A 25224-nucleotide genomic window follows, 5' to 3' on the forward strand; every position below is an offset into this window, starting at 1 on the left:
GTGATGGTCCGATGAACAAGTTCTTGCCTTACGATCGGGTGAAATAGCATGTTCAAGAAAACGCCCAGCGTAACCTGGCTGGACTCGCTGTCCGCCGAAATTTTCATCATGACGGCGGCGGTCTGTCTCGCAGTCGGGGTCTGGACGGCGTATTATCTCAATAATTTCGAGGGGCTGACCGTCATCGACGCCATGGACGCCGCCCAGGTCGCCCGCAACCTGGCCGAGGGCCGGGGCTTCGCCAGCGACTTCATCCGGCCGGCCACCCTTGGGCGGTTCCCGGGCCGGGAGGTCTATCCCGATCTGTATAACTCCCCGGCCTACCCTTGGCTGCTCTCGCTGTTTTTCCGCAAGTTCGGCCCCGAGAGCCAGGTCGTGACCGCCACCTCGTTGGTATGGTCCCTGGGGGCCTGCCTGCTGGCGGGAGGTTGGGTCTGGCGGCTCTGCGGCCTGGGTTGGGGGATAACGGCTTTTCTGGCCTGCGCTCTCAGTCCGGGGGTGCTGGAGGCCGCCTATGCCGGGGTGGGAATCGGCTTTCAGGCCGTGATCTGCCTCATTTTCTTTATCGCGATCGCCGGCCGCGGTCCCGGCCGCGCCGCGGTTTCCGGAGCGGTTTTCGGGATATTGGCCCTTTCCGAGTTCGACTTTATTTTTCTGCTCCCGTGCGCCGTCGGAATGTACGTTCTGTATTCCCCCGCCGGGCGGAGGAAAAAGGGGATGATTTTTCTGGGGGCGTTTTTCATGACGCTGTCGCCCTGGTTGATCCGCAACCTGGCGGTTGCCGGGAATCCGCTCGCCTCGCTGCGTTGGAGCGAGTTTTTTTCCTTCACCGGGGCCTGGCCGGGGAACCGGGTGTTCCGCGATATTTCCCTGAGCGCGTTCCCCGCGGGTTGGGTGGGAACGGTAACGGTCAAGGCAGCGGTTTTCCTGGGCTTGATCGGGCCTTACTGGCAGGTGCTGGGGTATACTCCGCTGTTTGCGGTTTTTCTGACGGCGGTGTTCCGGTCCGGATGGAGGCTGGCCTTCGCCGGGCGGATGCTGGGGGTCTTGGTCGTAACCGAGGTCATGGTCATCGTTCTCACCGACCCGAACACGGTGGGAGGGCTCATGGTCTTTCTCCCCGCCGCCGTGGTGCTTGCCCTGGCGTTTCTGCACGATTGTGCGGGGGAGAAATTTTCGGGAAGCGGGTGGAAACGGGCCGCCGCCTGGACTGCGCTCTTGTCGGTCTGCGCCTATCCGGGCGTGGTGACCGCTTTCTCGGGACCGCCGATTCGACGGTATTTCGAGTCGGTGATGGGACCCGAGGAGTATCGCCTGCTGGAAGAGGAAAACGGCCTGGATAAGATCCAGACCGTTCTCAAGCCGGACGAGCTGGTGGTATCCGATTCTCCATGGGCGGTGGCCTGGTTCGCCCGTCGGGCAGCCGTCTGGATCCCGTGGGAGATAGGTCAGCTTCGCGAAATCCGCGAAGGCACCCCCAGGGTCGATTTTATCCATCTCTCTCCGACGATCTACCGGTACCCCCCGGCGGAAAACCCGGCGCCCTGGGAGGATATTTATTCCAGCGGTCGGGTCCCGGCCTGGTTGGGGTTCGATCGGGGTCTGCTCCTCCCCGGGGAGAACATGCTGATCGGCAAGCGGGTCTTTGAACGTTTAAATCTGGAATAGATTATATATAATAATATTTATAAGCATAAAATAGTATAAGTCTAATAATCAGTCTATTGAAAAGCATAGAGCAGAGAGCATGGGGCATAGAGTAAGACCCACCGCCGGCCCACCCGAGGGTTCAGGGTTCGGGGTTCAGGAGGAACACAGCGCGGAGCGTAAAGCCCCCCCCCCCACCTGGATTCTTCAATGAGTCCACAGACCTGCCTGCCGGCAGGCAGGTTTCACAGATTAAGGAACTAAAATTACGCAGATGGAGTTTGCTTCCACTGTCCGCCGCTGAGCATCTTCAGGCCGTCTTCATATCTAAAAATCCTCTTGTGCCTCTTGTGCCTTTTGTGGCTAACCCTCTCCCCTTCATGGTAGGGAAAGCATAGGGCATAGGGCATGGAGCATAGAGGGGACAGGCCCCCTACCTTGCCCCCCAATTCAAAATCCTCTTGTGCCTTTTGTGGCTAACGCTCTCCGCTTCCCCTTCTGCACTTTCGTGCCTCTTGTGCCTTTTGTGGCTAACCCTCTCCCCGTTTCCCTCTTTTTTGATTCAGGGAGAAAAAGTCGGGGAGAAAGTGCCTTGACAATTGCCGACGGGGAAGGGTTTAATTCTCAAGTTAAGCGTAATCTGTCGAATTGAAATTTTCCCGAGCACGGAGCAATGAAGATGCATCTGGATAGATCAGCGATCGTCTACCTTCTTATACCGCTCTCACTCCTGCTGGCGCCCGCGGGGCCGGCCCAGGACCGGCTGGAGGCGGAGGAAGCGGCCTTGGCGCTTTCCGCCGAAGCCTCGGAAGCTCCGCCCGAAGCCGTCGTCGAAGTTCAGGTCGAAGAAGAAATATCGGTGCCGGTGCGGCCCGAGCTGAGGATCAGGTATTTTTACGGATTGGGCCTGGACGCTTTCGAGGCCCGGGATTACCGCCAAGCCGTCAACGCCTTCGAGGAAGTGGTCTTGATCGATCCCGGCTACCGCCGGGCGGATTACTACCGCCGCGAAGCCTGGGAACTTTTAGCGGCGGAAGAAGCCGGTGACTCGGGAACCGAAGAGATAATTCTTGATGACCTAAGGGCGGAGTTCGACCGTGGCGTCGAAGCCATGCGCGGGGCGGATTACCCGGCGGCGGTGGAGGCCTTCCAGAACGTGGTCCGGGTCGATCCCTCCAACCGCGAAGCCCGCAGGCTCCTGGGCGAAGCCCGGCTCCAGTTGGAGAAGAAGGATATGGAGGAAGAGGAAGCTCTGGCCGCGCAGCTGGCCCAGGAGGAAGCGGAACTGCGCCAGATGGCGGGAGAGGAAGAGGACCGGGCGCTCCGGGAAGCCTACGCCCAGGGTTTCGAGTATTTTCAGCGGGGGGACCTGGACCGGGCCGAGGAGAAGTTCGTCGAGGTCAACCGCCAGCGCCGGGATTACCGCCGGACCGGGATATTCCTCCGCCGGCTCGACCACGAGATTCAAAGAAGGACCGAAGAGGATTACCGCCTGGCGGAAAAGGACGTCGTTCAGCAGTACACCCTGGGCCCGGACGATGCCGTCAAGGTGGTGGTCCGCAACCACCCCGAGTTCAGTTTTTCGGCTAAGGTTGAGGAAGGGGGCGAGCTGATCATCCCTCTCACCAACGAAATCATCATGGCCGACGGGCTCACCCGGGACGAACTGGCCGAGGAGCTGCGCAGGCGTCTCACTTCCTACATCGACAACCCCTTCGTCAAGGTGTTCATCACCCTTTACGGGAGCAAGAAATTCTACGTGCTTCAACCTCAGGGTGGCGGGGCCGAGTACATCATGGATAAAGCCAATATGACCCTCTGGGACTGCATGTTCCGGGCCGGTATCCCTCAATTGAATCAATCGGCGATGCGGCGTATCCAGGTGATCACGCCTCATCGGACCCACCCCACCCACCGATGGATCAACGTCTACGCCATGCTCTACGAGGGGAAGATGCAGGACAATATCCGGATCGAGCCGGGAACGATCATCTACTATCCGATGCTGGTCATCGACAAGTTCTCGCAGATCGTGCTGAAGATCACCCAGCCCATTTCCGACCTGGCCAGCCTCGGCGATGCTTACGAAGATTGGGATCAATTCCGAAAGGACTATCTCCGCTGACGCCGGCTGAAGTTCCGGGAAATGGTTTGACGTATCGAAGAGGCATGCCGGCATGAAAGCACTTGAAACCAGCCGGGGTTCCCGGGGCTCTATGCCCTATGCTCTATGCCCTATGCTTTTTAAACCCTGAACCCTGTTTTCCCTATGGTCGAACCCATCACCATGACGATCCGGAGCACGGCCCGGAGCTATCTGGAGATCATCTTTCACCGCAAGATGCTCCTCGTCGTCCCGGTGATCTTCTGTTCCCTGATCGCCTGGGGGTATGGGTACCTGGTTACACCGGTTTATAAAAGCACGGCGGTAATCCAGGTGGTGGAGAAAGCCAAGGAAAATCCCTTCATCAAGGGGATGTCGATCGGCACCTCCTTGAGCACCAGGCTCAGTTCCATCGTCCAGATGGTCAAGAGCCGGGCGGTCATCGAGGAAGTGATCAAGGAACTCAATCTGGGAGAACAGGCTAAGAGTCCGATCGAATATGCCAACCTGGTTTCGTTGCTTCGAGACAGTATCTCGGTCAAAAACACCAACAACAACTTCATCGAGGTCTCCTGCGAATACTTCAACCCCCGGGAATGCCGGGACATCGTCAACGCCATCACCCGCAAGATCATCAAGGAGAACCTGGAAAGCCAGGAGATGGAGACCGAGCAGGGGATCGAGTGGCTGAACAAGGAGATCGAACTGTATCGTCGGAAGATGGAGGAGAAGGAAGAGGAGCTGCAGAAGCTTCAGGAGGATAATGTCGAGCTTCTCCCCGAGGAAGTTTCCAACCGGATATACGATCAGCTCGCCTGGGTGGACCCGTATACCGGGAATGAGATAACGCCTCCATTTTCTCCTGAAGCTCTACGTCCGTTGGGAGCTACCGCGCATAGTATGTATCAATTGCGCTACTCCAACTCCAGCAGCCATCTTCTCAGTCAGGGCCGGGAGCTGAAGGCCCTGGAGAAAAAACGGGCAAGTTTAATTCGGCAGATGGAGAACGAAAACGAATTCATCCTCACCCAGCGGATCACCGAGACCAACCCGGTGGTCAGGAGCCTCCGAGCGGAGCTGACCCAGAAGCAGATCGAGCTGGCCCGGCTCAAGGTCGATTCCACCGAGGAGCACCCCATGGTCCGCCGGCTGATGCAGGAGATCGACAACCTCCAGGAGTCGATCAAGTCGGCCGCCAGCCAGTCGGTCCGGGAAGAAACCACCTCTCTCAACCCCATCTACCAGGGGCTTAAGACCGAGCTGAACCAGATCGACAACCAGATCGTCGCCATCAAGGAAGACATCGAGATCACGTCCCAGATCGCGGACGAATCCTTCCGCAAGCTTTCCACCATCCCCAAGATCAAGAAAGAGATGGACCAGCTCCGCCGCGAGCTGGCCAACCTTTCCCGATCCTATATGAACCTGGTCAACAAGCGCGAGCAGGCCTACGTTTCCAGGCGGTTGGAGCTTCAGGAGCGTGGGACCAAGTTCAACGTCATCGACGACGCCCAGATTCCCCTTGCGCCTTTTAAGCCCAACCGCACCCTGATCGTTGTCGCCGGATTTTTCTTCGGGTTGGTTCTTGGGGCTGCGCTGGTGGTTTTGGCCGAAGTCACCGATCATTCTTTCGAGGAGGCCAACCAGCTCCGGGAGTTTCTACCCATGCCCATGCTCGGGGCCGTCAGCCAGATCATCACTCCGGAGGAGAAAGCCTTCATTACTTCCAAGAAGCGTCTGGGCCTGTTGGGGATCGGCGTGTTCGTCGTCGTTATCGTTATCGGCATCATCGCCACCATGGTCTTCGGCAGCTCGGTGTGAGCCCGGGCCGGGAAAGAGACATCGATGAGAAAAAAAATTAAAAGCGCCGGGGCCGGGAGCAGCGTCGAAAAAGTCAGGGATTACCTATCGGCCAAAAAAAGCGGGATCCTGGACGAGATCAGCGTTCTCACCTACGTGACCAAACCGCGCCGTCCCGGCGACGCCATCGATCCCCGGATCGTGACCGCCAGCGACCCCAAATCCCACATCGCCGAGCAGTACCGTTCCATCCGGACCAACATCGTTTCCCTCTTCCCCGAAACCGGCCTGAAATCGTTTCTGGTCACCAGCGCGCTCCGCGGAGAAGGGAAAACCCTAACCTCCGCCAACCTGGCCCTGGCTTTTTCTCAGGAGATGGATAAGCGGGTGATCCTGGTCGATGCCGATCTGCGCAAACCGTCGGTCCATCGCCTTTTGGGGATTGAAAAAGAGCCGGGTTTGGTCGATGTTCTCAACGGCAGCGTCGACCTTGCCCGGTTCATCGAGAAACCCGCCGCCGAGGGCCTGTACGTCATCCCCAGCGGTACGCCCCCCGCCAACCCCGCGGAACTGCTGGGATCGGTGCGGATGGGGGAGATCCTGGAGATCTTGAAGGAAGCTTTCGACATCGTCGTCTTCGACGTTTCCCCCATCCTGGCGGTGACGGACGCCGGGGTCCTGGGAAAATCGCTCGACGGCTCCATCCTGGTGGTGCGGGCGGGGAGGACCCAGGCGGTGGACGTCGAGCGGGCGTATTCCCTCCTCCTCGAAGCCAACGCCAACCCCATCGGCAGCATACTCACGGGCGTGGTCACGTATATCCCTTACTACCTCTATCGTTATCGCTACATGTACTCTTCCCACTACTACGGGGCTTGAGGTTACCGGGCCCCGGTTCCCCTTTTCCCGGCAACGAGGGGTGCCGTCCGCGCTGCGCGTTCCGGGGAAAACGTTTTGCCGGAGCCGCCGGGAGCGGGGTTTTCAGCCCTGGTTTCGGGGCATCGGATGCGTTACTATAATTAGCTGTTGGTAACGGCTCCGGGCGGATGAGACCCGGAGATGGTTACGGTAAAGGAGACGAGAGATGAAGGTGTTGATCACCGGGGGAGCGGGTTTCATCGGCTGCAACGCCGCCGCCCGGGCCCTGGAGCGCGGGGACGAAGTTGCCGTCCTCGACGATCTTTCCCGCAGAGGCTCGGAACTCAACCTGGAATGGCTCAAGACCCTCGGTTCCTTCGCCTTTCTGCCGGTCGATGTCCGCGACTATAAAGAGGTGCGGGCGGTATTCGCCGGGGGGAGGTTCGACGTCGTCCTCCACCTGGCGGCACAGGTGGCGGTGACCACCTCGGTCGCCGATCCCCGCACCGATTTCGAGATCAACGCTCTCGGCACCTTCAATCTCCTGGAGGCGGCCCGGGAATCCGGGCACCGGGGCGCCCTGATTTTTTCGAGTACGAACAAGGTCTACGGCAACCTCGACGATATGCCGGTCGAGCCTGCCGAAACGCGGTACCGGTTCGCCGGTTCCCGAACGGCGGTGAGCGAGGCGCAGCCCCTGGATTTTCATTCCCCCTACGGATGCTCCAAGGGCGCCGCCGACCAGTACGTTCGTGACTATGCCCGGATGTACGGACTTAAGACCGTGGTCATGCGGCAGTCCTGTATCTACGGGCCCCGCCAGTTCGGCATCGAGGATCAGGGATGGGTGGCCTGGTTCATCATCGCCCTGCTCACCGGCAGGAGGATCACCGTCTTCGGCGACGGCCGTCAGGTTCGGGACGTTCTCTTCATGGACGATCTGCTCGATTCCTTCGACGCCGCCGTCCGGAGGATCGACCGCTGCGCCGGAAAGATGTTCAACGTCGGCGGCGGCCCCGGCAACACCGTGTCGCTGCGGGAGTTTCTGAAAATTCTCGAAGAGCTTTCCGGGCGCTCCGTCCCGGTTTCGTCCTCGGACTGGCGCCCCGGGGATCAGAAAATCTACGTCAGCGACATCGCCCGCGCCCGGGACGAACTGGATTGGGCTCCCCGGGTGGGGGTGAGGGAGGGGGTAGCCCGTCTCTACCGCTGGGTCGAGGAGAACCTCGAGTCCATCCGCGGCGTTTTGGATAGTCGGGACCGCTGAAGTTCTTACTCGCGTTCCCGCTTCCCTCGTCCCCGAAAACACGGATATGTCGCTTCGGGGTGGTCGGGACACGGTCCTTCCGCGGTTTGCGGGAACGATATTGGCTTTTAATCCGCACCGATCGTTTGGTAGTATTTCCTTTTTTAGCGAACCGCAAAGGAGAAAACGATGGACAAGCTGAGCGAACTCGAGGCCAAGAGCATCTACATCATCAGGGAGGCGTATCACCAGTTCAAGGACATCGCCGCCCTCTGGTCGATCGGGAAGGATTCCACCACCCTGGTGCATCTCTGTCGCAAGGCGTTTTACGGCGAAGTTCCGTTCCCGCTGATGCACATCGACACCAGCTATAAGTTCCCGGAGATGTACCGTTTCCGCGACGAGTGGTCGAAAAAATGGGGGATGAAGCTGGTGGTGGCCCGCAACGAGGAATCCCTGGCGGCGGGGATGGGGCCCAACGTCGGAGAGAAGCTGGAGTGCTGCACCCAGCTCAAGACCAACGCCTTGAAGATGGGGATCGCCCAGAATGGGTTCAAGGCCCTGCTCCTGGGCATCCGCCGCGACGAGCACGGGATCCGGGCCAAGGAGCGCTACTTCTCCCCCCGCAACGAGCAGTTCCAGTGGGATTACGAAAACCAGCCGCCGGAACTCTGGGACCAGTACAAATCCAAGGCCGAGGACGAGGAGCACATCCGGGTTCACCCCCTCCTGCACTGGACCGAACTCAATATCTGGGAATACGTGAAGCGCGAAAAGCTGCCCATCACCGAGCTTTACTTCGCCAAAAACGGGAAGCGCTTCCGGAGCATCGGTTGCGTCCCCTGCTGTTCCCCGGTCGATTCCGAGGCCGATACCATCGACAAGATCATCGAGGAACTCAAGACCACCAAGGTCTCCGAGCGCGCGGGGCGGGCCCAGGACAAGGAGTCGGTCAATACCATGCAGAAACTGAGAGCCCTGGGCTACATGTAAAAACTAGGATTACGCGGACTAGGGAAGGATTTTTGCACCTGATTACTCTGATTAACTCTGATTGAGGAGAAATTGGGAAAGAACCATGAAGGACATGAAGATCATGAAGGGGGCCGGAAGAGGGGCACGCTATAACCTGTGCTTCATGCTCTCTGCTCTTTCCCCCCGAACCCTGAACCCTGAACCCTGGTATTCCCCCTATATGTCTCCATGGTGAGTTTTCCCCTCTTTAATCTATGAAATCTGTGGATAAAAAGTGCTGGAGGAAGAAATGGAGAATCTGAGTTTTGTGATGGTCGGCCACGTCGACCACGGGAAATCGACGCTGATCGGGCGCCTGCTCTACGACACCGAGTCGCTGCCGCCGGACAAGCTGGAAGAGATCAGGATCGCCTCGGAGGAGCAGGGCAAGGAAGTCGAGTTCGCCTACGTCATGGACCACCTGGAGGAGGAGCGGAGCCGGAACATCACCATCGACACCGCCCAGACTTTCTTCCGGACGCCCCGCCGGGAATACGTCATCATCGACGCTCCCGGGCACAAGGAGTTCCTGAAGAACATGATTACCGGGGCGTCCCAGGCGGAGGCCGCGGTTCTGATCGTGGACGCCGCCGAGGGCGTGAGGGAGCAGACCCAGCGCCATGCCTTTATGATCGGCCTGCTCGGCTTGGACCAGCTGATCGTGGTGGTCAACAAGATGGACCAGGTGGGGTTCGAGGAAACCCGCTTCGAAAAGATCAAGAAGGACATCGTCGCCTTCCTGGCCCGGGTCGATCTCAAGCCCAAACAGGTCATCCCCATTTCGGCCAAGAAGGGGGACAATGTTTCCCGCCGTTCCGAAAACATGCCCTGGTATGATGGGCCGACCTTTCTGGAAGCGCTGGATTCCTTCGTCAATCTCCCTTCTTCGCTGGCCAAGCCCATGCGCTTTCCGGTCCAGCTCGTCCACGAGATCGCCGGGGAGAAAGTGGTCATGGGACGGGTCGAGGCCGGGGTCCTGGAGAAGGGCAGGGAGCTGGTGTTCCTCCCCTCGGGGGCGCGGGTCCGGACGGCGAAGATACTGGAGTTGGGAACGCCGGGGAAGGAGAACGCTTCGGCCGGAGAGTCCACCGGGATCGTCACCGAACCCGAATCCGCCCCCGACAGGGGCCAGGTCGCCGCTTACCCCGGGGAGGAGCCGCCCGTCACCGAACGGTTCAAGGCCAGCATTTTCTGGATGTCGCCCGCGCCATTTTCGATCGAGGAGGAGATCCTGCTGCGGGTCGCCACCGAAGAAGTCCCGGCCCGGGTCGAGCGCATCAGCGAACGGATCGATTCTTCCTCCCTGGAGGTCATCGAGGAGAACGCCGCCGTCCTCAACGATACCGAGGCGGGCGAGGTGGTGATCGCGGTCTCGCGGCCGGTGGTGGTGGAGTCGTTTTACAAAACTCCGGAGTTGGGCCGTTTCGTCCTGGTCCGTAAAAACGACGTCGTGGCCGGCGGCATCATCGCCCATGAACTGAAGTCCTGAAATCCGTCCCGTGCCTTCATAACCCCGGCTCCGGCCGGGGTTTTTTCTGTCTAAGGAACAGGCGGCTTGTTATATTAACCACTTCGATCAAACCGCGCGCAGCGACGGAGGCAAAGACTTATGAAGACGGTGGTTCTGGGGCTGGACGGCTTCCCTTTCACGCTCGCCCGGCGGCTGGGAGAGGAAGGGACGATGCCCAACCTGGCACGCCTCGCCCGGGAGGGGTGCCTGGCACAGATGGATTCGATTCTGCCCACGGTCTCCAATGTCGCCTGGACCAGCTATCAGACCGGGAAAAACCCGGGAGGCTTCGGGGTTTTCGGTTTCGCGGAGCTGACCCGGGAATTCGAACTGCATATACCCAACTCCGCCGACTGCAAGGCGCTTTCTCTCCAGGAAATCTTGTCCCGGGCGGGGAAAAAGGTCATCTCCCTGGGCATCCCGGGATCGTATCCGCCCCGTCCGGTGGAGGGGATCAACGTGGGAGGGTTCCTCAGCCCCAGCCTGGCTAAGGCGGTCTACCCGGCCTCGGCGCTGCCGAAGCTGGAAGCAACGGGCTACCGGCTCGATATCGATCCCATGAAGGCCCGGGAATCGCTCGAATATTTCAAAAAAGAGAATCTGGAGGTCTTCGAGGGCCGGGTCGGGACCCTGTTCCGCCTCTGGGACTCCGAGCCCTGGGATTACCTGGCCGTCCACTTCATGGACACCGACCGCCTGATGCACTTCATGTTCAAGTACATCGATCCCGAGGGAGACGAGGGCGAGAACCGCGACTATTGCCGCGATTTTTTCCGCCGTATCGACGCCGTGATCGGCCGGGTGGCCGATAAACTGGATGCCGATACCCGCCTTATCGTCCTCTCCGACCACGGATTCTGCCGGATCAGAAAGGAAGTCCAGCTCAACCGCTGGCTCCAGGACCGGGGATATCTGACCTTTTCCCGCCCGCCCGCGCACGATCTCGATTTCGAGGCGGTTGCGCCCGGGGCCCGGGCCATCGCCCTGGTGCCGGGGAAGATATACATCCTCGAGGAGGGGAAATGGGCCCGGGGAGGGGTCAAGCCGGGGGAATACGGGGAATTGAGGGAGGAGATCGTCCGCAAGCTGAAAGGATTGGCCGAAATCGGGAGGCCGATCTGCAAGAAGGTCTATCGCCGCGAAGAAGCTCTTTCCGGGCCCTATGCCGGCGAAGGACCGGATATCGTCATCGACCCCCACGACGGCTACGATTTCAAGGCCGGGTTGAAGCGCAAGGCGATGTTCGAAACCGGGCCCCTGAGCGGGATGCATACGTTCCATGACGCCATGCTGTTCATCCAGGGGGCGCAAGAATTCCCCCGGCGTCCGGCGATTTACGACGTGACTCCCACTATCCTCTCCATGATGGGCGTTCCCGTCCCCGACGATTTCGACGGCACCTCGTTGGTGTAAATGTATCCACGGATTAGGGAAGAATTTTTGCACCTGATTACTCTGATTAACTCTGATTGGGGATGAATTGGGAAAGAACCATGAAGGACATGAAGTTCATGAAGGGGGGCGGAAGAAGGTGAGGTTGAGGAGCACGCTATGCCCTATGCTCTATGTTTTCCTCCTGAACCCTGAACCCCGAACCCTGAACCCTTATCGCACCTGATTACTCTGATTAACTCTGATTGGGGATAAATTGGGAAAGAACCATGAAGGACATGAAGATCATGAAGGGGGGCGGAAGAAGGTGAGGTTGAGGAGTACGCTCTGCTCTATGCACTATGCTCTTTGCTCTTTCCCCCCGAACCCTTATTGCACCTGATTACTCTGATTAACTCTGATTGGGGATGAATTGGGAAAGAACCATGAAGGACATGAAGTTCATGAAGGGGGGCGGAAGAAGGTGAGGTTGAGGAGTACGTTCTGCTCTATGCACTATGCTCTTTGCTCTTTCCCCGAACCCTGAACCCTGAACCCTGAACCCTGGGAGGTTGGTAGAGGTCTTACGCTATGCTCTATGCGCTATGCCCTCTGCTCTCCCCCTGGACCCTAAAACATGGGCCGTCTTTATCAGTTAGTCGGTTTTTTAAGTACCTTGACGGTGCTGTATTACTGCTGGAACAATTCCCGCGGCGACCGCTTCCGCCGTGCGTTGCCCCTGTGTTTTTTGGTCTCATTCGTGTTTATTTCGATTGAGGCCAAGTCTCTTTCTATTCCCCTACTGACGTATCTGGTTATCGGAGTTATAGGCATCCCGGCAATGATTTATGGATTGCTTTTTCGTTATGAGATACTTCTCATCATCGCCGCCCTTTATATTCCCAACAACGCCATTCTGCCCGCTGACTTTGGAGGATTACAGCAGGCGTTGAACGGCACCAACATCGTATTGGCCGCTTTGATCTTGGGGATGTTTGCCGGATCATCCAAAGATGAACGGAAGTATTCCGGAAAGTCTCCAGCCAATACCATGGTCTGGTTATATATGGCCACTATCGTCGTTTCCTTCGCCAGAGGGAGTCTCTATTTCGGTTCAGCCTACTATTCTTCTGATATAATCCTCGATCTCAAGCGCTTTTTGACTCCCATGGTTCTTTACCTGATTTTCGTCCGCCGGTTGCAAAACCGTTCCACCATCCGGATCGTGGTGGGAGTTTCCATGATCGTAGTGATTATGGCGGTTTATCTGGGTCTTTTACAGTGGGTCAATCTTGGTTTCGGGACCTACTCGGGAATGCATCGGCGTCTGGGAGGGCTGAACCGTCACCCTAATAACTTCGGAGCGTTTATCGTTTATTATGTCGGGTTGATGTGGGGGCAATTCCTGGTGAATTTTCGCCGTTTCGATGCCAAGCTTCTGCTACTCCCATTGCTGATGAGTCTTAGGATATTAATTCCTACCAACTCCCGGGGAGCCTGGGTTTCATTGCCCCCGTCCCTAGGTGTAATTACTTTCTTTAAAAACCCGATTCTCTTGGTGATTCTTGTTTTACTGGCGGTGGTACCGTTTATTTTAAATCCGGCCATGATTCCGGACACGATCAGATACCGGTTCGAGGATGCCGCGAAAATGGAATCTTCGGAAACTATTTATAGTTCCTCGACGGGGTTGGCCAGCTACGCCTCCGAATCACGTTCGATCAGTGTCCGTACCCGCTATCTTCTCCTGGAGACGGGGCTCCACGTCTGGAAACAGAACCCATTTTTCGGGCACGGCTATGGGGTTTTTCAATATAAAATCCGGGAATACACCGGAGGCGAGCTGGGGGGGTCGGCGCATAACGGCTGGCTGAAGATGTTGGTGGAGATGGGGATAATTACATTGGCCAGCATCATGCTCTTTTTTGGGTATACCGTGTATTGTTCGTATAGAGTATTTCGAAGAGAGAGAAACCCGTTTCTCAGGGGTTTTGCCCTCGGGTACCTCGGCTGCGCTCCCGCCATCATCGTGGCTAATGTAACCGGTCAGCGGCTTAACCACGTAGATCTACTGGCCATATTTTGGATATTATCCGCCTGTATAGTCAAATTGGACTCCATTATCACGCAGGAAAGATACGAGGAAGGGTTAGGGTGAGAGGCGCCGACGAATGACTGTTTCATCGAACAGCAAGAACATAGACAGGATCAACCGCTTCGGCCGAATTGCCGCAGGCGCGGCGACTTGCCGCAACTTTCTCATTTTTATGGCGGTTGCTTGTCTCTTCATCGGGATAATATTGGCCTCTCCGTATTTCTTGAAGCAAGTAGCTTGTTTGGTCGCAGCCGAAATCGCTAACCCGAATACTTATGTTTTAGGCAGATGGTTTGGATCGATTTTGATTACGTTGGGCACCCTATTTCTGGTATTCGGAATATTCTGGAGGTCTGTTCGCCCCATAATTATCGGTTTAATTTCTAAAACCGCCGGACTATCGCCGAGATCGTGGTCGTTATCGATATTTACGGTCGCTTTTTTGCTGCGGCTTGCCTGGGTCCTCTTCATCGGAAACGAATCATACTCGGACTGGAAGGTTTATTCTCAGCAGGCCGCCGATATCGTTTCGCATTGTCAATATGGATATCCTGAACCAACCGCATTTAAACCGCCGGGGTATCATTTATTTTTGGCAGCGATTTACTGGTTGTTCGGAATAAATGAAGTAGCGGGACAAATTTCGAATGTATTCCTGAGTTCTCTTAATTGCGTTTTGCTGTTTGCGATCGGCAGGAAAGTATCCAACGGCGTCGGCAAATTGGCCTCTCTGGGATTGGCCTTATACCCGACCCACATCGTGGTCAGCAGTTATCTCTGTTCCGATATTCTTTTTACATCGTTATTGCTTGCTGTTGTGTATATATTCGAATCCATGGAGTTTAGCCTAAATCGCGGATGGTATAGAGTTATAGTAGGGATTATTATCGCCGTCGTTTCTTTGTGGGTTCGCCCGATACTGCTATTATTTCCGATAGCGCTAGCATATTACTTTGTGCGTCTCGGAATTTCTTTAAAAGTTATTATCAAGACTTTTTTATTGTACGCGATGTTTTATGTGATTTTGTTTTTACCCTGGTGGTTGCGAAATTATCTGGTTTTCGAAAGATTTATATGGTGGGGAACCGAGGTGCAGTATGCGGTTCTGACCACATCGAATGAGGAAGGAATGAAATTTATTTCAGGTCAGGCGGGGACCGAGTATCAAAACGAACTGGAGCTGACGGACGCCATGGCCCGCATGGGCGTATCGCATATGATCGGTAATCCCTGGGAAACGGTAAAACACAAAGCGGGGACATGGGGCAAATTTTTCAGTCCGGATCTGGAATATATAGTCGGATATCAAATCAATCAGAGGGTAAAAAATCGGTTTATGAATCATCCGCAAATGGAAATGCTAAAAAATGCGATCGTCTACATTGCGGCGGGAAGCTATGTGCTGCTGCTCTGTTTTTTTCTGGGCGGGATCTATTTCTATTTTCGTTTCGGCCCTGCGTTGAGGTTTTCTTGGACGATGATTATTTATACCGTTATTTTTACGTTGATCACGTATGGGCAGCAGCGGCTACGATTCCCCATCGAACCATTGATGATGCTCTTTGCCGCGCTTATTTGGAAACGGTTGTTGACTGGAAATTTTTGGGGCGAATCAATTAAGGAAGAACGGGCAAGACTGGTTGGAATAATGTCTTGACAGACACATGTGATAATCCGAAAATAACTTTCTACAATCAATTAAGGTAAGGCGTAAGAAACCATGATAAAAAACGACGTTGTATTGGGAAAAAATGTGCTGATCTACCACCCTGACTTGGTCAATCTCTATGGCTGCACGATCGGCGAAGGCAGCAAAATAGGGGCATTTGTCGAGATTAGAAAGGGTGTGATAGTGGGAAAAAACGTCAAGATCCAGGCATTCGCTTTTATTCCGGAGGGTATCAGCATCGGCGATGGGGTTTTTATAGGACCGAGTGTCTGTTTTACTAACGATAAATATCCTCGAGCAATCAATTCCGACGGTAGCTTAAAGGACCCGGATGATTGGGAAATAATTCCCACCGAAGTGAACAGAGGAGCCAGTATCGGGGCTAACGCCACAATTCTATGTGGTGTTAAAATAGGGGAATACGCGATGGTGGCTGCGGGAGCCGTGGTTACCGACGATGTCCCAGCACATTGTCTTGTCGCGGGAATTCCTGCCAGAATAATCAAAAGATTGGACGACGCCGGGGGAGAAGCCGGCAGATAAGGATAACACGAAAGGAAGGATCACATGTCGATTGGTGTTGGTATTATCGGATATGGATACTGGGGACCGAATTTGGTCAGAAACTTTGCTGAACTCGACGGAGCCGAGCTTATCATCGTCGGCGATCTGCGTCGCGAGCGCCTGGAGTTGGCAAGAAAACGTTATCCGAAACTGGCCGTTACCGTTCATGCTGATGAGGTGATAGAAGATCCCCGTGTTGATGCCGTGGTTATCGCCACTCCGGTAGCTACACATTTTGATTTAGCTCTTAAAGCATTAAAGAGGGGCAAGCATGTATGGGTTGAAAAACCGTTGGCAGAGAATTCCACCCAGGTCTGCGAGCTTATTAGCGAGGCCGATGAGAGAAATCTCTGTCTCCATGTCGACCACACTTTCGTGTACACCCCGGCAATAAGAAAAATCAAGCTCTTAGTGGAAAACGATGAATTGGGCCACATCAACTACTATGATTCGGTTCGCATCAATCTAGGTCTTTTTCAACACGATGTGAATGTTTTTTGGGATTTGGCCGTGCATGATCTGACCATTATGGATTTCATACTCCCGGAAAGCCCAGTGGCCGTCTCCGCGACTGCGATGAGCCATGTCAAGGGGCAACCTGAAAACACGGGGTATATAACGTTGTTCTTCTCCGGAACCATGATAGCTCATATCCATGTCGATTGGCTGGCTCCGGTAAAGATCAGGCGGCTTCTGCTCAGCGGTTCGAAAAAAATGGTGGTATTCGATGACTTGGAGCCGAGCGAAAAAATACGAGTTTATGATAAAGGAATTACGATAACATCGAGCGAAAACCCGGATTACAAGATGCGGATCGGATATCGATCCGGAGATGTTTGGATCCCGCAGCTTGAAATCGGAGAAGCATTGGCTAATGAGGTTGCTTATTTCATTCGATGCATAGAGAAATCCGAGAGATCGCTGACTGACGGTCGGGCGGGGCTTCGTGTTATACAGATTCTCGAAGCCGTCAATGAATCGATGAAAAAAATGGGCCAGGCTGTCGACTTGAAGCCATTCGATAGGAGTTAACATGATCCCTTTTCTAGACCTCAAAGTACAGTACCAGGAAATAAAAACGGAAATCGCGGAAGCACTGGATAAAATCCTTGAAAGCAATCAATATACATTGGGAAAAGAAGTAACGGCTTTCGAAGAGGAATTCGCCTCGTATTGTGCCGCCGGTCAAGGAATCGCCGTCAATTCCGGAACCAGCGCTTTGCACCTTGCTCTATTAGCTGCCGGCGTAGGACCCGGGGATGAAGTCATCACGACCCCGTTTACCTTCGTTGCCACCGTCGCCGCCATTCTTTATACCGGTGCCAGCCCGGTGCTGATCGATATCGATCCGAAATATTATACTTTCGATGTATCCAGGCTAGAAGCCGCAATTACGGATAAAACCAAAGCAATCATACCGGTTCATCTGTATGGCCATCCTGCCGACATGGAGGCCGTCCTTGACACCGCGCAGGCAAGAAAGATCGTTGTCATTGAAGATGCTTGTCAAGCTCATGGATCCGAATACAGAGGGAAACGAGTGGGAAGTTTGGGGGATATGGGTTGTTTCAGCTTTTATCCCGGTAAAAACCTGGGAGCTTACGGAGAAGGAGGGATTGTCGTAACGGACAACCCCGAATATGCGCAGAAGATCAGAATGCTTCGAGATTGGGGTCAGGAGAAAAAGTACCATCATGTTATGTTGGGATACAATTACCGTATGGACGGTTTTCAAGGAGCGGTCCTGCGAGTCAAGTTGCGCCACCTCGAACAGTGGACGGAAGCTCGGCGCCATATTGCTGCGGTCTACAGTAAGGCGCTGGAGAACGTCGATGTCATCCCCCCTAGCGAGAAAAAGAATTGCAGGCATGTTTATCATATTTATGCCGCAAGGGTGCAAAACCGCGACAGAGTTATAGAGGCTTTGAAAAAAGAGGGCATCCACACCGGGATTCACTACCCGTATCCCGTTCATGTCCAAGAGGGGTATGTGTCCATGGGTTATAAAAAGGGTGATTTCCCCATAGCTGAACAGATAGCGTCCGAGGTTATTTCTTTACCGATGTATCCCGAACTTTCCGAGGAAGAAGTACGAGAAGTTGCTTCTGTCCTGGGGGCGATTCTTAAATAAGTGTGAATAAGAAGAAGTCATTTAAAAAAGTTCCGGCGTGGCACGGTCGAAAGAGCGCCGCGCCCGACCCTGCTTTCCATCACGAGTTTTCCCAGTATTTGAGTGAGTCCATGGATAGGGAGGCTCTGGTGGCGCTCTACGGACGGTTTCGTGCAGATTGTTCGCAATTCGGGAGATTGATGTGCGCGATCGTTTTTCGAGCGTTGGCGGATCGGGTCGGGACCGGAATTCGCATTGAAGCGGGGGTAGGGTTCTCCCACCCCGAGACGTTTGACATAGGCGATGGCGTATTTCTTGGGGAACAGACGTTTATCCAAGGCCGACACGATGGGCGCTGCAAGATAGGAAATTATGTGTGGATAGGACCACAGAGTTATTTTGATGCCCGAGATTTAATTATCGAAGATTATGTCGGTTGGGGCCCGGGCGCAAAAGTATTGGGTTCGAGTCACACAGGGATGCCCATTGAGGAACCATTGATTGCCACCGAATTGGAGATTCGCCCGGTAAGAATCAAGAAGGCCGCGGATATAGGGGTTAATGCGATTATCTTACCCGGAGTAGTCGTCGGCGAGGGAAGCATTATTGGCGCTGGCGCCGTGGTCGCCGAGGATGTCGCACCATATGCGATTGTTGCCGGGGTTCCGGCCAGATTTTTGAGATGGAGAGACGGCTATAAGCCGTCCCGATAGCTGTCTTCCCTCGTCGAGATCAACATTGATTCATATCGGGGCGTTGGACCCACGGATAGAATCAACCCGGGTGGGGTCAGTTATGAACTTGAATGGAAAAAAAATTTTAGTAACCGGCGGCGCCGGATTTATAGGATCCGAGTTGGTCAGACAACTAATAACCTCCGGCGCCGAGGTTATTGTTGTGGATAACCTGATTACCGGGAGCAAAGAGAACCTATCTGATGTCATAAATAATGATTGCCGACTGGAGATTCTTGATATTCGCTCTATCGAGAGGGTGGAAAGGCTATTAAAACCGATCGATATTATTTTTCACCTTGCTTGCCTGGGCGTTCGTCACTCCATCCATTCCCCTAAAGAGAATCATGAGGTTAACGCGACCGCTACCTTAGATCTCCTCTTAGCCTCTCGAAAAGTTGGAGTGGAGAGATTTGTTCAAGTTTCTTCTTCGGAAGTCTATGGAACCGGATTCAATGTCCCTATGGACGAACGGCATCCTGCGTTTCCGATGACGGTTTACGGGGCTTCCAAGTTGGCCGGAGAATGCTATGCCAGGGCATTTTACCGATCTTACGAATATCCCACTGTAATTGTGAGGCCTTTCAATACCTACGGACCGCGCTCCCATCACGAAGGAGACAGCGGCGAGGTGATTCCTAAATTTCTACTCAGGTGTTTGGCAGGTCGACCGATTATTATTTTTGGCGACGGTAGGCAAACAAGAGATTTTTTATTCGTCTCCGACACAGCTCGTGGAATATTGTTAGCGGGACTTGAAGATAAAGCGGTGGGGAAAACGATAAATATAGCCAGCGGAAAAGAAATCTCGATTAATGATTTGGTTGAAGAGGTTGCGGCGATCACCGGAAAAGCAAGAAGCCAGATAGAACATTATCCGCCACGTCCCGGAGATACCTTGCGCCTTTACGCAGATATTTCAGCGGCGCGAAAACTCATAGGTTTTTCTCCAACCTATTCTCTTCGCGAAGGATTGAAGAAATTGGAGGAATGGTATGTTGAACAGGGGGTAACGCCGGAAAAACTTCTTGAAGACGAAGTGGTTCAAAATTGGGATCGGTCCCAAATATCCTACAATGGATAATAAGCATAATATTCCGATTACACGGCCATTTATCGAGAAAGCAGAAATAAAAGCCGCCCAGCGACCGATTCGTTCAGGATGGGTGACACAAGGTCCCGAGGTCGCTGCATTCGAGAATGAATTTAGGGGCTTTGTCGGTGCGGATCATGCCTGTGCGGTTTCCAGTTGTACAGCCGCTTTGCACCTGGCTTTGCTGGTCGTGGGTATCAAGCCTGGAGATGAAGTAATCACCGTAAGCCATTCTTTTATAGCCACGGCCAATAGTATTTTATACTGCGGAGCTGCTCCTGTGTTTGTCGATATTATTCCAGGGACATATAATATCGATCCCGAATTGGTTGAGCGGGCTATTACACCCCGTACCAAAGCTGTTCTTTGCGTTCATCAGATGGGAATGCCGTGTTGTTTGGAAAAGCTTATGGCTTTAACTCGGCGGTATTCCCTACCATTGGTCGAGGATGCCGCATGCGCGGTTGGCAGTGAAATTCTGATCGATAATTCTTGGGAAAAGATCGGGAAACCACATGGAGATATCGCCTGCTTCTCTTTTCACCCCCGCAAGGTGCTCACAACGGGCGATGGCGGGATGATCACGACCCGGCATGAAGACTGGGATCGGCAATTCAGGCTTCTTCGCCAGCATGGCATGAGTGTCACGGATAAAGATCGGCATGAGGCGGATACGGTTGTTTTCGAATCGTACGATTGTTTAGGGTATAATTACAGAATGACCGATATTCAGGCGGCTATCGGAAGAGAACAGCTTTGCCGTCTTCCCGCTGTTGTCGAAAAACGTCGTGCGCTGGCTCGTCGATATGAAGATTTGCTTAGCGGTATTGAGGGGCTGGAAATACCGCATGAGCCGACGTGGACACGGAGCAATTGGCAAAGTTATTGCGTGATGCTTCCCGAGAATGTTGGTCAAAAGGCGACGATGGAGTATCTTCTAAAGCATGGGATTGCCACTCGCCGAGGAATTATGTGCGCCCATCGTGAACCAGCCTATTCCAACCATACCGCACGTTATCCATTGCCTCTTTCCGAAAATGCACAGGACAGATGCATCTTATTGCCGCTCTTCCCGCAGTTGGAACCGACCGAGCAGGATCGGGTAGCTGCAGTTCTTCAAAAAGCATGCATGAGAAGATGAAATATCCGGACGGATCAAGTTCTTTCAGGCAGTTGGTCAGCGTAATTACGCCCGCGCATAACGAGGCCGCTAATCTAGCATTGCTCTTCTCCCGATTAAAGAAATCTCTCGATGCGACGGGATTCGATTGGGAATGGATATTGGTGGATGATGCCTCGATCGACGACACGTTTCCCGTCTTCCGCAAATTGGCGGCGGAGGATCAGCGGTTGCGGGGTTGCCGATTTTCAAGAAATTTCGGATCACATAGAGCGATAGCCTGTGGGCTGAATAATGCTCCTGGAAATTGTGCGATTGTTTTAGCCGCGGACTTGCAGGATCCGCCGGAAGAAATTCCGAGATTGTTGGAAGAATGGGAAAAAGGTGCTCAAATAGTATGGGCGGTTCGAGGAAAGCGGGAGGGTCATATCGGGAAAGACAAACTATTTTCTAAAATATACTATAAATTAATGCGTTATTCCCTGGCTATGAAGAACCTACCGCCCACTGGCGCTGATTTTTTTCTTCTTGATAGGCGGGTCATTGTCGCTTTTAACGAATTCGGTGAAAATAATGTGAGCATATTCTCGCTATTATCATGGATGGGCTTTAGGCAAAAATCCATTCTATACGATAAGCAGAGCCGGCGATTCGGCAAGTCCGGGTGGACTTTTAAAAAAAAGATCAAGCTGGTCGTCGATACGATCACGTCGTTTACCTATTTTCCTATACGCCTTATGACTTATACCGGTTTTCTCTTCGCTTTGATCGGATTTTGCTATTTGGCTGTTGTCCTTTTTAATGCACTCAGAGGCGTTCCCCCCCAAGGTTGGTCTTCCTTGATGACGGTATTGTTGGTGGTGAGCGGAATAATGATGTTTATGCTGGGGGTGCTCGGTGAATATTTGTGGCGTGCGCTTGACGAAGCTCGTCACCGGCCACGTTATCTGATAGAAGACAGTCTCAACATGTCGCAGTCCGAAACAGTGGATGCAGGGAACAACTGTCATGCCGATAGAGCTGAGCGTTATTGCCCCCCTCTATAACGAGGAGGAGGGCATTGCTGAAAATACCAGGAAGCTTCTGCGGGTTCTGAAGGAATGTGGACGAACCTGGGAATTGATCCTGGTCAACGACGGGAGCACCGACGGATCCCTGGGATTGCTGAAGCCTCTCGCCGTCGCCGAAGAACATCTGAACCTGATCACCTATCCGGTCAACCGGGGGCGGGGGTATGCCCTGCGCCAGGGGTTCGCCGCCGCCCGGGGACGCTTTATCGTTACCACCGAATCCGACCTCTCCTGGGGGGAGGGTATCATCGAAAAACTCTACCGGGCCTTGAAGGAAACGGGACTGGACGTGGTGATCGCCTCCCCCTACAAGGACGGCGGCCGCCTGGAAAACATCCCCTTCAAGCGCGCGTTTCTGAGCCGGTTCGGCAATAAACTCCTCTCCGCCTCCGTCTCCGGGGACCTGACCATGCTCAGCGGAATGACCCGGGGATACCGCCGGGAAGTCATCCAGGCCTTGGATTTGGAATCCGACCGCAAGGAAATCCACCTGGAGATCGCGGCCAAATGCCTGGCCCTGGGATACCGGGTGGGGGAGATTCCCGCCGTCCTCCGTTGGGAGCCGGCCGTTCCCGGGAAACGGGGGCGCCAATCCAAGTTCCATTCGCGCCGTCTGATTTTCAGCCACCTGGCCTTTTCCTTTTATCAGAAGCCGATGCTGATATTCGGAGCCGTGGGGCTCCTGATGGTGTTGGGGGGAATCGCGCTGGGCGTCATGTTTTTCGTTCAATTCCTAATGAGGACCCTTTACCCGGCCCGGCCGATTTATCTATTGATGGTTATCCTCCTGGTGGCGGGGATACAGATGCTCAGTTTCGGTTTTCTCGCCAATCAGATGGGGAGCCTGAAGAGAGACATCTATCGGCTGCAGCGCCTGGCCAAATCTTCCGGCGCGGGAGCGGCCGCCGATGTGGACGATTGAACGTTTTCGGAGGAACAGCCGGGTTTCCATGTTCGGCTCCGTCGACGGCGATCTCCGCCCGGCCGCAGTGAATGGTTGAATCTCCCCTCATAAAGCGGGCCCCTGTCCTGAATCCCGGCATCGAGGCGATGAGGGTGTTGGCGATGGGATCGGTGTTCTTCGCACATTTTTCCCCCTATCCGAGCCCGTCCCCCCTCTTTTCGGCTCCTCCCTGGTACCTTGCTCTCATCGCCGTGGTTTCCACCGCCGGAGTGCCGGTATTCTTCTTCATCAGCGGTTATCTGGCGCCCCGGGAAGGGCGGGAATCTTTTCTCGGGTATCTCCTCTCCCGGCGTTACCTGATTCCCTGGTTGTTATGGGCCACCATCCTCTATTTTCCGCTTGTCGGGGTCACCGGCGGGAGGAGTTCCTGGGAGGGCTGGGCCCGATTCCTGATCGGTTATTCCTCCGTTTATTACTTTCTTGCCCTGCTTATGCTTTTTGAAATCGGGCGGTACCTTTTCAGAAACGTCGATTGCAGGGTGCTGTTTTCGACCGGGTTGGTGGGGGGCGTCGTCTGCTCGGCGCTGGTCTTCAGGTATGCCATCGCGCTTCCCCAGGGGTACCGGCATGTTTCACCGGCGGCTACCTACCTCAATCCGCTCATGTTCTTCGCCAGTTACTCCATGGGCCTCGTTTTCCGCCGGAGCGGGGCGGGGGCGTGGGCCGCGCGCAACCGGGCCCCGATCCTGGTGGCGGCGGCGGCGCTGGCCGTCGCCAAGTATCTGGAAACCCTGGTGCTGGCGGGTCGGTTCGATTCGTGGAGCGTGTATTTTTCGCCCGTCTCTCTGATCTTCGGATTGGGGGTATCGGCGGCCGGGTTTGTGCTCTTGATCGCTCCGGCGCGTCCCGGCGCCCCGCGGTACTGGATCACACTTGGAGGAATGGTCCTGCCGGTATACCTGGTACATCTGATATTCACCGGGGCGTTCAGGTGCCTTTTCGCGAGACGGGGATGGCCTTTGTTCCCCTGGCATCTGTTTGTCTTGCCCCTTTGCGCCGCCGGTTCGTTCCTGCTGGTCTGGATCGGCGGCCGCGTCACCCCCCGCCCCTGGCGGCGTTATATCTGGGGGACGGAGGAGAGAAGGAACGTCAAGCCGACCCCCGTGCCAGAAAGTCCAGGAGAATGTCGGTAATAAGGGCCGAGCTGGTTCCGCTTCCGAATATCTTCGGCCGTTCGCTCTTGGGGCGAGAACGCAGCAGAGCCGAGAGGATGGTCTCCGGCGCGGTTCCCGCCAACGTATTCCAGCCCGCTGCGACGGTCTCGACCCACTCCGTCTCTTCCCTGAGGGTGACGCAGGGGACCCCGAAGATATAGGCTTCTTTTTGAATCCCCCCCGAATCGGTCAGGATCAGGTCGGCGTTTCGTTCCAGAAACAGCATCTCCAGATATCCCACCGGATCGATACAGCGTATGTTCTTCGCCACGGCCAGCCCGGCTTCGGAGATCCTGCCCCTGGTGCGGGGGTGAACCGGGAAGACGATGGGAGTGCCGCTTTCCCCCAGCGCCGCCAGCAGCGATCCCAGGTTCGAAACCGAGTCGGTGTTTCCGGCCCGGTGGATGGTCAGCAGCCGGTACCCGCCCGGGTTCAGGTTCAGAGATTGGAGAAGCGCGGGTCCCCCCGACGGTTTTTCCCGATAACGCATGAGCGCATCGAGCATGACGTCTCCGGTCAGAAAGACTCCCGAGGTAACGCCTTCACGCCGGAGATTATCGACGGCGGTCGCGGTGGGGCAGAAAAGCAGGGTGGAGATTTCGTCGGCGAGAATACGGTTGATCTCCTCCGGCATTTCCCGGTTGAAGCTCCTCAAGCCGGCTTCCACGTGTGCGATCGGGAGATGGAGTTTCGCCGCCGCCAGCGCCCCGGCCAGGGTCGAGTTGGTGTCCCCGTAAATCAGGACCAGGTCGGGCCGTTCCCCTATCAGAACTTCTTCCAGGGCCCCAAGCATGGCCCCGGTCTGCCGGCCGTGCGGGCCGGAACGGATATCGAGGTTGTAGTCCGGCGGGGGGATCTCCAACTCCTCGAAGAATACCGAAGACATGGACTCGTCGTAGTGCTGACCGGTATGGATCAGAACTTCGGCGAACCGCCGTCGCAGCTCTCGGCCGACGGCGGCGGCCTTGATAAACTGGGGTCGGGCCCCCACGATCGAACAAATTTTCCCGTTCATCGGCGTCTGCTCCGCTGAAACCACGGCGTCCCGGTTTCACGGGGCCTGGGCGGCGCGGCGGCCAACCCGGGCGTCGTTAAAACGTA

20 protein-coding genes are annotated in these 25224 nt (G+C 55.1%); 19 read left to right on the forward strand and 1 reads right to left on the reverse strand.

Going from position 1 to position 25224, the window contains the following annotated elements:
- Positions 1 to 48: 48 nt before the first annotated feature.
- The 19 genes from PLZ73_01905 (at position 49) to PLZ73_01995 (ending at position 24102) form a co-directional block, all read left to right on the forward strand.
- On the forward strand, positions 49 to 1668 hold the full coding sequence (locus PLZ73_01905; protein HOO76622.1) for a hypothetical protein: 1620 nt from the start codon (positions 49 to 51) through the stop codon (positions 1666 to 1668).
- Positions 1669 to 2326: 658 nt separating this feature from the next.
- Positions 2327 to 3772 carry a polysaccharide biosynthesis/export family protein gene (locus tag PLZ73_01910; protein ID HOO76623.1) on the forward strand — a complete coding sequence of 482 codons (1446 nt, stop codon included), beginning with the start codon at positions 2327 to 2329 and terminating at the stop codon, positions 3770 to 3772.
- Positions 3773 to 3916: 144 nt separating this feature from the next.
- The gene (locus PLZ73_01915; GenBank protein ID HOO76624.1) at positions 3917 to 5572 is read left to right on the forward strand and encodes a Wzz/FepE/Etk N-terminal domain-containing protein; all 1656 of its coding nucleotides are present in this window, start codon (positions 3917 to 3919) and stop codon (positions 5570 to 5572) included.
- A 24-nt stretch (positions 5573 to 5596) separates the two neighbouring features.
- On the forward strand, positions 5597 to 6430 hold the full coding sequence (locus PLZ73_01920; protein ID HOO76625.1) for a CpsD/CapB family tyrosine-protein kinase: 834 nt from the start codon (positions 5597 to 5599) through the stop codon (positions 6428 to 6430).
- A 205-nt stretch (positions 6431 to 6635) separates the two neighbouring features.
- On the forward strand, positions 6636 to 7676 hold the full coding sequence (locus tag PLZ73_01925; protein ID HOO76626.1) for an SDR family NAD(P)-dependent oxidoreductase: 1041 nt from the start codon (positions 6636 to 6638) through the stop codon (positions 7674 to 7676).
- 168 nt (positions 7677 to 7844) lie between these two features.
- Positions 7845 to 8648, forward strand: a complete 804-nt coding sequence (cysD, locus tag PLZ73_01930) for a sulfate adenylyltransferase subunit CysD (GenBank protein HOO76627.1) — start codon at positions 7845 to 7847, stop codon at positions 8646 to 8648.
- A 271-nt stretch (positions 8649 to 8919) separates the two neighbouring features.
- Positions 8920 to 10158, forward strand: coding sequence for a GTP-binding protein (locus PLZ73_01935; protein ID HOO76628.1), 1239 nt, complete (start codon positions 8920 to 8922; stop codon positions 10156 to 10158).
- Positions 10159 to 10278: 120 nt separating this feature from the next.
- Positions 10279 to 11592: an alkaline phosphatase family protein gene (locus PLZ73_01940; protein HOO76629.1), complete on the forward strand. Its 1314-nt coding sequence runs from the start codon at positions 10279 to 10281 to the stop codon at positions 11590 to 11592.
- A 595-nt stretch (positions 11593 to 12187) separates the two neighbouring features.
- The gene (locus PLZ73_01945) at positions 12188 to 13708 is read left to right on the forward strand and encodes an O-antigen ligase family protein (GenBank protein ID HOO76630.1); all 1521 of its coding nucleotides are present in this window, start codon (positions 12188 to 12190) and stop codon (positions 13706 to 13708) included.
- A gap of 13 nt (positions 13709 to 13721) precedes the next feature.
- Entirely contained in the window at positions 13722 to 15302 is a 1581-nt protein-coding gene (locus PLZ73_01950; protein ID HOO76631.1) for a glycosyltransferase family 39 protein, read from the forward strand.
- A 63-nt stretch (positions 15303 to 15365) separates the two neighbouring features.
- Entirely contained in the window at positions 15366 to 15857 is a 492-nt protein-coding gene (locus PLZ73_01955) for an acyltransferase (protein HOO76632.1), read from the forward strand.
- 24 nt (positions 15858 to 15881) lie between these two features.
- Positions 15882 to 16910: a Gfo/Idh/MocA family oxidoreductase gene (locus PLZ73_01960; GenBank protein ID HOO76633.1), complete on the forward strand. Its 1029-nt coding sequence runs from the start codon at positions 15882 to 15884 to the stop codon at positions 16908 to 16910.
- Position 16911: 1 nt separating this feature from the next.
- Positions 16912 to 18009, forward strand: a complete 1098-nt coding sequence (locus PLZ73_01965) for a DegT/DnrJ/EryC1/StrS family aminotransferase (protein ID HOO76634.1) — start codon at positions 16912 to 16914, stop codon at positions 18007 to 18009.
- A gap of 2 nt (positions 18010 to 18011) precedes the next feature.
- Positions 18012 to 18701, forward strand: a complete 690-nt coding sequence (locus tag PLZ73_01970; protein HOO76635.1) for an acyltransferase — start codon at positions 18012 to 18014, stop codon at positions 18699 to 18701.
- An 88-nt stretch (positions 18702 to 18789) separates the two neighbouring features.
- Entirely contained in the window at positions 18790 to 19806 is a 1017-nt protein-coding gene (locus PLZ73_01975) for a GDP-mannose 4,6-dehydratase (GenBank protein HOO76636.1), read from the forward strand.
- Complete coding sequence (locus tag PLZ73_01980; protein ID HOO76637.1) at positions 19799 to 20956, forward strand: DegT/DnrJ/EryC1/StrS family aminotransferase; 1158 nt, start codon at positions 19799 to 19801, stop codon at positions 20954 to 20956. The genes PLZ73_01975 and PLZ73_01980 overlap by 8 nt, the downstream gene beginning before the upstream one ends.
- Positions 20953 to 21981 carry a glycosyltransferase family 2 protein gene (locus PLZ73_01985; protein ID HOO76638.1) on the forward strand — a complete coding sequence of 343 codons (1029 nt, stop codon included), beginning with the start codon at positions 20953 to 20955 and terminating at the stop codon, positions 21979 to 21981. The genes PLZ73_01980 and PLZ73_01985 overlap by 4 nt, the downstream gene beginning before the upstream one ends.
- Positions 21944 to 22927: a glycosyltransferase family 2 protein gene (locus PLZ73_01990; protein HOO76639.1), complete on the forward strand. Its 984-nt coding sequence runs from the start codon at positions 21944 to 21946 to the stop codon at positions 22925 to 22927. The genes PLZ73_01985 and PLZ73_01990 overlap by 38 nt, the downstream gene beginning before the upstream one ends.
- 71 nt (positions 22928 to 22998) lie before the next feature.
- Entirely contained in the window at positions 22999 to 24102 is a 1104-nt protein-coding gene (locus PLZ73_01995; GenBank protein ID HOO76640.1) for an acyltransferase, read from the forward strand.
- Here the strand turns inward: PLZ73_01995 and wecB are convergent.
- A complete protein-coding gene (gene wecB, locus PLZ73_02000) occupies positions 24059 to 25138 on the reverse strand; it encodes a UDP-N-acetylglucosamine 2-epimerase (non-hydrolyzing) (GenBank protein ID HOO76641.1) in 1080 nt (359 codons plus the stop codon). The genes PLZ73_01995 and wecB overlap by 44 nt on opposite strands.
- Between the last annotated feature and the right edge of the window lie 86 nt (positions 25139 to 25224).

This window comes from bacterium, from assembly GCA_035380285.1.
Lineage (GTDB): Bacteria > Auribacterota > Erginobacteria > Erginobacterales > DAOSXE01 > DAOSXE01.